Origin of the sequence: Microcoleus sp. T2B6 (assembly GCF_036700475.1) — a bacterium.
GTDB lineage: Bacteria > Cyanobacteriota > Cyanobacteriia > Cyanobacteriales > Microcoleaceae > Microcoleus.
Window position 1 is genome coordinate 105,159 of sequence record NZ_JAUBOZ010000012.1, and the last position, 10,494, is coordinate 115,652.

Annotated in this window: 12 protein-coding genes; 8 read left to right on the top strand and 4 right to left on the bottom strand. The window is 41.4% G+C overall.

All coding sequences use genetic code 11. The annotated features are described in order from the left end of the window. The first annotated feature begins 143 nt into the window (after positions 1-143). From QUA00_RS08180 to QUA00_RS08195, 4 genes are all read left to right on the top strand, one after another. On the top strand, positions 144-428 hold the full coding sequence (locus tag QUA00_RS08180) for a hypothetical protein (protein WP_333141124.1): 285 nt from the start codon (positions 144-146) through the stop codon (positions 426-428). Further along, a complete protein-coding gene (locus QUA00_RS08185; protein ID WP_333409291.1) occupies positions 425-1,834 on the top strand; it encodes a ferredoxin:protochlorophyllide reductase (ATP-dependent) subunit N in 1,410 nt (469 codons plus the stop codon). Before QUA00_RS08180 ends, QUA00_RS08185 begins: the two co-directional genes overlap by 4 nt. 84 nt (positions 1,835-1,918) lie before the next feature. After that, positions 1,919-2,188, top strand: a complete 270-nt coding sequence (locus QUA00_RS08190) for a type II toxin-antitoxin system HicA family toxin (RefSeq protein WP_333288637.1) — start codon at positions 1,919-1,921, stop codon at positions 2,186-2,188. Beyond that, a complete protein-coding gene (locus QUA00_RS08195) occupies positions 2,160-2,525 on the top strand; it encodes a type II toxin-antitoxin system HicB family antitoxin (protein ID WP_333141128.1) in 366 nt (121 codons plus the stop codon). The genes QUA00_RS08190 and QUA00_RS08195 overlap by 29 nt, the downstream gene beginning before the upstream one ends. A gap of 171 nt (positions 2,526-2,696) precedes the next feature. On the opposite strand, the gene QUA00_RS08200 is transcribed toward QUA00_RS08195, so the two are convergent. Together QUA00_RS08200 and QUA00_RS08205 are read right to left on the bottom strand one after the other, a co-directional pair. After that, positions 2,697-3,302: a HEPN domain-containing protein gene (locus QUA00_RS08200; RefSeq protein WP_333141130.1), complete on the bottom strand. Its 606-nt coding sequence runs from the start codon at positions 3,300-3,302 to the stop codon at positions 2,697-2,699. Next, complete coding sequence (locus tag QUA00_RS08205) at positions 3,286-4,335, bottom strand: AAA family ATPase (RefSeq protein WP_333141132.1); 1,050 nt, start codon at positions 4,333-4,335, stop codon at positions 3,286-3,288. Before QUA00_RS08205 ends, QUA00_RS08200 begins: the two co-directional genes overlap by 17 nt. Before the next feature lie 191 nt (positions 4,336-4,526). Between QUA00_RS08205 and QUA00_RS08210 the strand changes: the two genes are divergently transcribed. Continuing rightward, positions 4,527-5,588, top strand: coding sequence for a hypothetical protein (locus tag QUA00_RS08210; protein ID WP_333409292.1), 1,062 nt, complete (start codon positions 4,527-4,529; stop codon positions 5,586-5,588). A gap of 180 nt (positions 5,589-5,768) precedes the next feature. On the opposite strand, the gene QUA00_RS08215 is transcribed toward QUA00_RS08210, so the two are convergent. Beyond that, positions 5,769-7,217, bottom strand: coding sequence for a DUF5009 domain-containing protein (locus tag QUA00_RS08215; protein WP_333409293.1), 1,449 nt, complete (start codon positions 7,215-7,217; stop codon positions 5,769-5,771). Between QUA00_RS08215 and QUA00_RS08220 the strand changes: the two genes are divergently transcribed. After that, a complete protein-coding gene (locus QUA00_RS08220; protein ID WP_333141138.1) occupies positions 7,216-7,362 on the top strand; it encodes a hypothetical protein in 147 nt (48 codons plus the stop codon). The two genes, QUA00_RS08215 and QUA00_RS08220, sit on opposite strands and share 2 nt — an antisense overlap. Before the next feature lie 61 nt (positions 7,363-7,423). On the opposite strand, the gene QUA00_RS08225 is transcribed toward QUA00_RS08220, so the two are convergent. Next, entirely contained in the window at positions 7,424-8,350 is a 927-nt protein-coding gene (locus tag QUA00_RS08225) for a polysaccharide deacetylase family protein (RefSeq protein ID WP_333409294.1), read from the bottom strand. Between the two features lie 562 nt (positions 8,351-8,912). Between QUA00_RS08225 and QUA00_RS08230 the strand changes: the two genes are divergently transcribed. After that, positions 8,913-9,641 (top strand): glycosyltransferase, encoded by a 729-nt coding sequence (locus QUA00_RS08230; protein WP_333409295.1) that lies wholly within the window; start codon positions 8,913-8,915, stop codon positions 9,639-9,641. Then, on the top strand, positions 9,634-10,410 hold the full coding sequence (locus QUA00_RS08235; RefSeq protein ID WP_333409296.1) for a polysaccharide deacetylase family protein: 777 nt from the start codon (positions 9,634-9,636) through the stop codon (positions 10,408-10,410). The genes QUA00_RS08230 and QUA00_RS08235 overlap by 8 nt, the downstream gene beginning before the upstream one ends. Positions 10,411-10,494 lie beyond the last annotated feature (84 nt).

Genomic DNA, 10,494 nt, shown 5'->3' on the forward strand with positions numbered 1-10,494 from the left:
AGTTGTGAGTTGCGAGTTGTTAATTTTTAATTAGCTCAAACTCACAACTGCCAAAAGGCTTTTTCCCGCGAGCGAGTTGAAGAACACTAAATCCCTGCTGTGAGGGATTATATGCCCTCGCGCAGAATTTTTTAGCTCAAATTTTGGATGCTGCGGCTGCTGCGGAAATAGTGAATGGGCTGCATCTATTTTTCACAGGAATTAGCCCCAAAATAGGTATTTCTATTTATTGTTCGCTGTGCGTCGCGATCGCGCTTTCGCAGGTGTTTGATCGCCACTGCGGCTGTTCGCGTTTGAGAGGAAAAACAGCCTATTCCTCTCCTGGGCGATCGCACCGAGACGATCGCAAAATCCAGGTGTTTCCTCGCTCCGCCGCAAGTCCTGTTCGAGACGAAAAACAATTTAAATGGAGAAGATTTGAGATATGACTGCTATTACTACTAATGAACCGGAAGCTTTAAACTTTGAATGCGAAACAGGCAATTATCACACTTTTTGTCCGATTAGTTGCGTAGCTTGGCTTTATCAAAAAATTGAAGATAGTTTTTTCTTGGTCATCGGTACCAAGACTTGCGGCTATTTCTTGCAAAACGCAATGGGCGTGATGATTTTTGCTGAGCCTCGCTATGCGATGGCTGAGTTGGAAGAAGGCGATATTTCCGCTCAGTTAAACGATTATGATGAGTTGAAGCGGCTGTGCTTGCAAATTAAGCGCGATCGTAACCCCAGTGTAATTGTCTGGATCGGCACTTGCACCACCGAAATCATCAAAATGGATTTGGAAGGGTTAGCACCGAAACTCGAAGCAGAAATTGGCATTCCCATCGTCACAGCCCGCGCTAACGGCTTGGATTACGCTTTTACTCAAGGGGAAGATACCGTTTTAGCAGCGATGGCTGCTAAATGTCCTGAGAAAGCGCCCGTGATGGAATCTCAGAAACAAGAACGCAATGCGATCTCTCAACTGCTGAATTTCGGCAAGAAAAAAGAGGAAGTTGCTGCTGATGAATCGGAATATGTCAAGCACACACCGCTGGTACTTTTCGGTTCTTTGCCCGATCCGGTTGTTACTCAGCTAACCTTAGAATTGAAGAAGCAAGGAATCAAAGTTTCTGGTTGGCTTCCTTCCAAGCGCTACACGGAATTGCCAGTCTTGGAAGAAGGCTATTATGTATCTGGCATGAATCCGTTCTTGTCGCGCACTGCTTCTACGTTGATGCGCCGCCGCAAGTGTAAGCTAATTGGTGCGCCATTCCCGATCGGCCCTGACGGAACTCGCGCTTGGATTGAAAAGATTTGCTCCGTGTTGGGAATTGAACCAAAAGGTTTGGACGAACGGGAAGCGCAAATTTGGGCAGGTTTGGAAGATTACCTGCAAATAATTCGCGGCAAATCTGTCTTCTTTATGGGCGATAATTTGCTGGAGATTTCTTTAGCACGTTTCTTGATTCGCTGCGGCATGAGTTGCCCGGAAATTGGGATTCCTTACATGGACAAGCGCTATCAAGCAGCCGAATTGGCGTTGTTAGAAAAGACTTGTCACGAGATGGGAGTTCCTACTCCTCGGATTGTCGAAAAACCGGACAATTACAATCAGTTGCAGCGGATTTACGAGCAGAATATTGACTTGGTGATTACTGGTATGGCTCACGCTAATCCTTTGGAAGCGCGGGGAATTAATACTAAGTGGTCTGTTGAGTTTACTTTTGCTCAGATTCACGGCTTTGGGAATGCGCGGGATATTTTGGAGTTGGTGACTCGTCCGTTGCGCCGGAATAATTCGCTGAAGGATTTGGGTTGGGGTAATTTGGTGAAGAATGAAGCGAAGGTTTAATTTTTGAATTTCACCGGACTCCTAGCAAGGGTGGGCATTGCCCACCCTTGTTTATTAGAATAGTACAAGCATCTGTAAAACTTCATGGGCAAGTTAGGAAAACTGGTAGAACAATTTTTAGCAAATCCACCAGAAGTGCGCTTTGACGATGTGTGCTATATTCTAACAGCTTTTGGATTTGAAGAAAAGCGATCGAAAGGAAGTCACCATACTTGCCGAAATGCTGATGGATTAAAAATTACAGTTTCTAAAAAAGGTGGGAAGAAGGTAAAAGGAGTATACGTCAAGCAAATTGTTGTGCTATTAAAACTGGAGGAATGGAGCAATGAATCAGAAGATGAAAGTCAAGCTTAAATCTCTAGACTATTACTTGAGTCTTAAATATCCTATCAGTTTTTATCCAGAATCCGAAGGTTATACAGCTATAATCAAAGACCTTCCTGGCTGTATGTCTCAGGGTGAAACTTTATCGGAAGCGATGGAGAATATTCAGGAAGCTAGGGAATTATGGATAGAAACAGCTTATGAGTGTGAAGATGAGATTCCTTTACCTACAACGGAAATTGAGTATAGCGGAAATTTATCGTTGCAAATTCCTAAATCTCTACATTTGAGTTTAGCAGAAAAAGCGGAAAGGGAAGGAGTTAGTCTTGACCAGTACATTCTGGTTGTGTTAAGTAAAGCAGGTTAAAAGATAATCAGATAAGGACGATCGAGTTTGAGGGAGGGTTAAAGGGCGATTCCCTTCGGGATAGCTTCGCTTCACGCTCTTTTATTTTTTTATGAACCGCTGATGCAGGCAGATTAACGCAGATTAACGCGGATGAAGAGTGCGATCGCTTTTTTAATTAATCGTCGCGGGTTACAAAATGTTGTGTATGCTCTCAACAACTTGCTCAATAAAATCAACCGCTTCATTAACTAATAGTTCATCAATAGGCCAGCGATTGCCTATTGATAATGTAGGATCTATATCGGCTTCATGTGCAATCTTATTTCGGCGATCGACAATCAGACTTAGCTGTTGTTTTATACTTCTAGCAGGGCTACCCATGTTAGTAGAGACTTCTTCCCACAACTTTTTATCGCTAATCAGCCGGATAGCATCAGCTATAGCTTCTGGTTGTTGAAAACTTTTGTAGCTGTGGCGTTGCCGAATTTCATCTTCTAGCCAGGAATCAATATTTTGTCCTGCGTTTATACCAGCGCGAGCGTTACCCAGTGAAATTTGAAACCGCGAAAATGCTGGAGGTTCAGGACGTTGGCCTCGGTGAATTTCTAACATTCCTATCCTAACAACTTCGTGAATATAATAGTCCAAAGCGCTAACCGCTAGAACAAGTGCAGCTCTGAGCATATCTGAAAGATCGAGAACACTACTAGCTTGAGCTTTTAGAGAATTATGCACAGCAATTAAATCGCGAACGCGGGTAATACTGATGCGAAATAGATCAATTGCTGACTGCATGGCACGTTAACCCAATAACTCTGTCTGCTAGTTTGGAAAAAGCTTCTCTGAAGGGTTTTTGTGCTTTTAGAGCATCTGTTAAAACTATACCACTCTGTTCTATTTGCTCAGAGGTGAGGGCAAAAACTGGTGTTTGATGCTCTTGAGACTTAGCAATAAGGCTGTTAAAGTCAGAAATTTTTGCAAGGCAGAAATCACTGCCAATTCCTTGAGAATTGTACATCTGATTATTTAGTAGCATATTATTTATTTGCAAAGATGGTACTAATCTAGTAGAAACAGCTTCTTCAATGGCATTGATCCACTTCTGAAAAGCAGCAGCGGGTTCTTGACGTATTATTCGATAATTTTGAACTACAGTCCCAAGAAAGCGCGGTGTAACTTTTGGAAATGGATAGGCAGCATCTTGCAAAATCCTCATTTCAGAAGCTTTTTGAGCCCAAGCATACCATTTTGGCAAAATTGTTGCCAAAGAATCAATCGCCATTACTGAAAAAAAGTCAGGACTGGTAGGAAGTATAAAAAAATCACTGGTCATCAGTAGATTCTGATTGATTGAGCTTAAACTTGGACTCATATCAATCAAAATATAATCTGCCTCAAATTTATCTGCTGTTTTTTGCAAAAGATATGAAATTGAACCAGGTAAGTTTTGAAGTGCTTGAATTGAACCACTTAGCTCTTGTGCAATTCCTAATGTTACCTCATATTCAGCAAATCCCACATGACCAGGCAACAAAAACAGACCCTCGCAGGCCTCCACTGGTAAACAATCTACAGCCTCAATTAGCTTAGGTCTTGATTCAAATGCAGGTGCTAAGCCTGATTTAATATTCTGTTCTTTTTTATAGACTTCCTCTAGCTCTTCCTTAGTTGAAGACCCCAAAACCATACCTGTGAGGTTGCATTGCGGATCTGCATCCACTAAGATTACTTTTTTTCCCTTGGTGGCTAACATCCATCCTAGATTAAATGTAGTGGTTGTTTTGCTAACGCCGCCCTTGTGATTAAATAGAGCTATTTTCTGAACCATCTTTTTTTATACTTTTGGGGAAGTCAGTACCTGAGCTATAACTCAGGCTATGACTATTATACAGTCAGGGATGAAAGGGCGCACTTTTCTCCAACCTTTCCAGAATCTCAGGCCACACGCCCGTAACACGATCGCAGGTACGATCGCCTATAATCGAAACTAGCCAAACTCTCATCAGTTGAGAAACCGCCATGAGTCAAGACAAGGAAGAAATTAGCTATTCAGAGAAAACAGAACGTCTCAGAGTTATCGGTCAGTTTATCAAAACTGTGACACCGATGATTTGGACGATCGTAATTTTAGTAGTCATCATTCCCCTATTAGGTAACTTTCTAATTTCCCAGTCACTAACAAATACCGGAACCACAGCAGTTGTAGTCTCGCCGCCACACGATTTTAGCAAAGTCAACCAAGACGTTAAAAACGCCATCCAACAATCCCATATAACAGCCGAAACTTTCGCATCCAAAGAATTGGACAAATGGGAAACCGAAGTAATCGCGCGGGTTGACAACAGTTTCCTCGATTGGTACTTTGATTACTTCACTCAAAAAAAGATGGAGTTTACCGTACCTTTTAACTTCGTGAAATCTGCCGTACTCAACAGATTTGATATGACAGCAGCATCTCGTGCTGTTTCCGAAAAATTAACCGAAGACTTTCAAAGAGAATTTGCTAACCGCGTACTCGTACCCAAAAACGCTCAACTGCGATTTCAATTAATCACTCAAGATACTGCTAATTTGTATATATCAGAAGTTAGCAAGAATGTGAAAGTAGTTCAAAACAATTATAATATACCGCAAGTACAGTGGGACAAATATCTGAACGATATTGCCACCACAATTAGCGACAAAGGAAACGTCTCGAATTTATCATTAAAAGTATTAGTTGGCGGCAGCGGCTACTTAATTGCTAAACCCTTAATTTTGGGAGTTGCAACTAAAGTTGGCAGCAAAGTTACGGCAAAAGTTGCCAGCAAAGCCGCCGCCAAAATGGCAACAAAAACAGGCGGTACAGTTGCTAGTCAGTTGGGAGTAAGTTTAATCGACCCGATTGTCGGCATCGGGATTATCATCTGGGATTTGTGGGATTATAATCACACAGTCAAAGTAGAAAGACCGATTTTGCGGGAACACATTGTAGAATACTTGAAAGATGTCAAAAAGTCGCTGCTCACAAATCCTGAAAGCGGAATCATGGCAGCAATTTATCAGTTGGAAAGCGGTATTTTGAAGTCGCTCCAATCTTAATAAGTTCGTAGAGAGGACGGAAGTCCTCTCCCTTAGTTTGAATCAATATAGCAATCCTAAATCATTTGTGAATTTCTTACTCCCTCCCCTTACTAAGGGGAGGGTTGGGGTGGGGTAAAAAATTTACGACTCATTTAGGATTGCTATATGCACTAAACTTTTTAATACAAACCTCAAAATTTATGTCCTCAAAAACAGTTTTAACCTGGTAAACACTACCACAATTAACGCCAGAATCGTCGTATATCCCAACCCCCTCAAAAACCCCATAAACGGATTGGTTGAAGTCATCTCAATAATCACCGGTTCCAATTTACTTAAAACCAGAATCGGCCAGATAATATTCGCAAATCCTGCATAGCCAATCATCGGATTCACCCCGTTATCAATAAACAACTGCAAAAACCATTTTCTGTGAAACACATCGATAATTATAATCAACCCAATCAACAGCAAAATCGCCATTCCAGCCGTTAAAAACAAGTAACTCATCGTCGCTGAATCTTTCTTGATTCCGCCTTCATAAGGCTCAAACATCAAACCCAGAACCAGCCAATAAAACCCCCATTTGTAAAGGCGATTCAATAAATTTTCCGTGACATTCCCTGGCTTTCTCAACAAAACCAAAGCGCAGAAACACAGCACCACCGTCACTAATGCAGTCTGCCATACCCATCTAGCTTGCAGTCCAATTAACAATACTAAATTGACAGCAAACATCAAAACCATAATGCTGAAATAGCGCCAACTCTTCCAGCTAGCATAACTCGCCTCTTCCGGCGAAGAATACTCTATCCACCGACCCAGCAAATCCCCCACAATCGTACCGGGAATCACTACAAACAAATACTTTAAATAATCAAATTGAAACAGCCAAGGTGCAGGAGAGTACCGCCAAACTAAATTAATCCAACCGTCAGTCTGAGAAGACAGTCGCGCCGCCAACAGCAAGCCCAAAAATCCCACTCGCAACCACGTATTTGAACGAGTAAACAACCAAATTAGCGAGCCGAAAACGGCCATATTTGCTAGTACCATCAAGATAATATCGCTACGGCTAACTAAAAATCCTACACCGTTGGGATATTTGATCTGAGATACGAAGCCAATCCCGGCACTCCAAGCAGCAAGGGTTAAGGATCTCCGCCGCCACACAGACCACCTGGACGGCCAGCGAACATACATTAAAAATAATATTAAAAATCCAAACAATGCCATCCACCACTTCTGCGGGATGGAGGCGTCTGGGTTAATTATAGTCGGGCGAATGTGCTGGAGAAATATCGCAAATGACGCTAACAAAAAGCCTCTTTGCAAAATAGATAAAATCACTTTTTTTGTATCCCATCCCTTGGCGATGCGGCGCGACAAAGCTAGCGGTATCGCAGCCCCCATTGCAAACAAAAAGAAGGGGAAAACTAAATCAACCCAGGTTAATCCCGGCAGTTTGTTATTAAAAATGTGATCCGGCGGTGGCAGTTGGGCGTGATACATCCACGCCGGCAATGTTTTCCGGGCTATTGTACCGGATAAAACCATCGCTAAAACTGCTAGTCCGCGCAGGGCATCCAGGGCGTCTGCGCGTTGGGAAACGGCAGCAACTGCTAAACTATTTTCTTGTTTCACCATGTCTTTTACCTCTGATGTTGGGGATTCTAATTTATATCAAGTAGGGTTGGTTGACCGCAAGATATCGGCCGGGGCGGGTTTACTGGAGTTGTTGCGATTTTTGATAGATAATGGTGAACCTAACCCGGAGGGGAATAACGGTTAATTTACGGGACAGGATATTACTACACATCTTTTTTGTTCTAAAATAATAGAATCTCTCCGGCTTATTTGCCAATTAATTTGTGCAGCCAGCTTCCTGAAGCTAGGTTGCTGAGTCTTTTTGCGGAGTATTTTTTATTGACTGTTAACCTCGAAATTCGGTATTTATTGGGTGGAAAAAACCACAGTTTTAATTTTGAAGTGTCGTACAAGTATCCTGATGAGAAATATTTGGCAACGTATTTGTCAACTTGTTTGTTGACAGCGCCAAACGGGTAGGCTATGTGTGAGGCGACTGTTCGATTTGGGTCTAAATCTTGGGTGCATTTCCTCAATCTAATTTGATCTTCAGATAATTCTCGGTCTAATGCGGTCAGAGACATTTTTGTTAACTTTTGGTGATTCAGTCCGTGGGATTGAATATCATAAAAACCTTTTTGCATTCCGTCTCTCAAGTCTTGACAAGTTACTTTTTTTATGAGCGAGTCATGATGACCGAAGAAGCCGGAGTTGATAAATACAACTACTTTGGTTTTTTTGCCGTATTTATTTTCGAGTGTTTCTAAAATCGGTAGTAAGTGCGTAGAAATGCTTTTATTTCCGTCGTCAAAAGTAATCATGACTTTTGGGCGATCGCGATATTCACTCGGCATCGGCTTTTTGGGATTGGCTATGAAATACTTGTAAAGCTCTTGGGATGACAAAAACCAATAGTTATGGCTAACTAAATAATCTAAAAAAGCTTCCAAGTTTTGCTGGCTGTAGTCGCCGGGAAATTCTCGCCGCAGCGGCGGTATTTCCTGGGGATTCTGAATGTCAACAATATCGTGAAAGCCGAAAATCGGAATTTGTACTGTGATGATTTCTAAGATTACTTGATAAGTGATGAAAGTTAGGAGAAATGCTAGTAAAAAACTAATAATGCGTTTTTTGGGGAGCGTAATACCCTGTTGAAAATACTCCGGCAATTTGTTAACTAAATAATTTACCATTGACAATTACAACCTCATGAGGTAAAAGGTTCGGGTGGGAGTAAGAGGGTTTTTCTGGCTGCTGGGAGCATCTAGATTGTCGATCGCCCGCGTTTTCCGTAAAGATAAGCTGGATCAACTCCAGCATGATACAATTTGTCTCGATCGCACTTATCCGGCAACCCCGTTCACACTTGACAAATGGTGCTAGAGGAGTGGCGATCGTCCCCTTGCTCAAAAATCATCATTTGAGATAGATTAGCCAGTATGGGCGGGGCGATCGCAGCAATTCCGACAGCACCCTCCAACCCCGAAACTGCCCGCTGTTCAAAGGTTCCAAAAAGTCCAACTTCGTCTTTGCACTTTCAAGGCGAAGTTGAAGTCAATTTTCTTCTCCGCAGTTAACAATACCTCTCCCCGCCAGAAATTTTATCTGTAAATTTTATCTGTAAATTTTATCTGTAAATTTTATCTGTAAATTTTATCTGTAAATTTTCCTGTAAAATTTTATCGGTAATTTTTTTACTTGTGATTTACGTCGCGAGGTGGTAGCATATTTTACCGAAAGCCCGGTGCAACAACCATGATGAAGATAGCGGTAATTCTGCCTGTTTACAACGAAGCAAATTGCATAGCCCAAACCTTTGACATAATTTTAGAATTTTCTCAAAAAAATCATGGTTACAATTTTATTATTGTTAATGACGGCTCGACCGACAATACACTGCCAATTCTCGACAACAAACTCAAAACTTTCCCCACACATCACATCAAACTAATTTCTTACAGCAACCGTCAAGGCAAAGGATATGCCGTCAAAAAAGGCAGCGAATCTGTAAACGCCGACTGCATTTGCTTCATGGATGGCGACTTAGCATACTCCCTCGAACACCTCGAACCCTTAGTCAAAAAATTAGACGAATTTGATGTCGTAATTGGTTGCAGAAACCTCGATAGAGAAAACTTCCGAAATCTTACCTTACTCCGAAAAATATCCGGCAAAATATTTAACTGGATTTCTAGAAAAATTCTGAATCTCCCATATAGAGATATGCAAGCCGGACTCAAAGGATTTAACAAAATACCAGCTCAAGAAATATTTAAATACCAAACAATTACTGGCTTTTCATTTGATGCGGAACTGCTTTTTTTAGCAAAAAAAAGAGGATATACCATTGGTGAAATTCCCGCCAAAGTTTCCCAGCACCACATCTACAAAAAATCTCAAGTCAATATATTTAAAGATTCCCTAAAAATGCTCCTCTGCTTATTTAAAATTAGAGCCAACAACCGCGCAGGCTACTATGAATAAATCAATTTTGTTGAGCTTTGACATAGAAGAATTTGACATCCCCGAAGAATACGGTCAACCCCTGGAATCCGAGATTAAGTTTGAAATTTCTAATCGAGGATTGTCAAAGATTATTGCACTTCTAGAAAAATTAGATATTACAGCCACATTTTTTGTCACAGCTAACTTTGCACTCAACAACCCAGATAGAATCAGAGAAATTTCACAACGCCATGAAATCGCCTCCCACGGCTTTTACCACTCTCAATTTTGCCTAGAAGATTTACAGAAATCCAAACAAACCTTAGAACAAATAACTAATACTGAAATCACTGGATTCAGGATGGCAAGACTTCAGCCCGTTGACGACGCAGAAATAGAAAAAGCAGGCTACGAATACAACTCATCAATGAATCCAACTTACATCCCCGGCAGATACAACAACCTATCTAAACCCCGAACTGCCTATTATACGAATAAACTGCTCAACCTTCCCATTTCAGTCACTCCTCTGATCAGATTTCCTTTATTTTGGTTGAGCTTTAAAAACTTCCCCCTCTCCATGATAGAATTAGCAACCCAACTAACCCTAGAAACCGACTCTTATCTGAACATCTACTTTCACCCCTGGGAATTCACAGATATTTCCCAGTTTAAATTACCCAGTTACGTCAAAAAAGACTCAGGCAGCAAAATGGTTAACAAACTAGAAAAATACCTCACCAAGCTGAAAACCCAAGGCAAATTTATTTCTATTTCAGAATTTAAGCACAACTTCAGTCAACCTTAGAGCAAATAGGGAGCATCTCATATTTGTAAAAATACTTCTTCTGGCTCCTTCCTTCTTCTGGCTCCTTCCTTCTTCCTCTTTCCT

Excerpts from the sequence above, each read along its gene's own strand:
- QUA00_RS08205 (WP_333141132.1), bottom strand. The coding sequence starts at position 4,335 with ATGGTTCAGAAAATAGCTCTATTTAATCACAAGGGCGGCGTTAGCAAA.
- QUA00_RS08225 (WP_333409294.1), bottom strand. The coding sequence starts at position 8,350 with ATGGTAAATTATTTAGTTAACAAATTGCCGGAGTATTTTCAACAGGGT.
- QUA00_RS08230 (WP_333409295.1), top strand. The coding sequence starts at position 8,913 with ATGATGAAGATAGCGGTAATTCTGCCTGTTTACAACGAAGCAAATTGC.
- QUA00_RS08220 (WP_333141138.1), top strand. The coding sequence starts at position 7,216 with ATGTCTTTTACCTCTGATGTTGGGGATTCTAATTTATATCAAGTAGGG.
- QUA00_RS08185 (WP_333409291.1), top strand. The coding sequence starts at position 425 with ATGACTGCTATTACTACTAATGAACCGGAAGCTTTAAACTTTGAATGC.
- QUA00_RS08210 (WP_333409292.1), top strand. The coding sequence starts at position 4,527 with ATGAGTCAAGACAAGGAAGAAATTAGCTATTCAGAGAAAACAGAACGT.
- QUA00_RS08195 (WP_333141128.1), top strand. The coding sequence starts at position 2,160 with ATGAATCAGAAGATGAAAGTCAAGCTTAAATCTCTAGACTATTACTTG.
- QUA00_RS08235 (WP_333409296.1), top strand. The coding sequence starts at position 9,634 with ATGAATAAATCAATTTTGTTGAGCTTTGACATAGAAGAATTTGACATC.
- QUA00_RS08200 (WP_333141130.1), bottom strand. The coding sequence starts at position 3,302 with ATGCAGTCAGCAATTGATCTATTTCGCATCAGTATTACCCGCGTTCGC.
- QUA00_RS08190 (WP_333288637.1), top strand. The coding sequence starts at position 1,919 with ATGGGCAAGTTAGGAAAACTGGTAGAACAATTTTTAGCAAATCCACCA.
- QUA00_RS08215 (WP_333409293.1), bottom strand. The coding sequence starts at position 7,217 with ATGGTGAAACAAGAAAATAGTTTAGCAGTTGCTGCCGTTTCCCAACGC.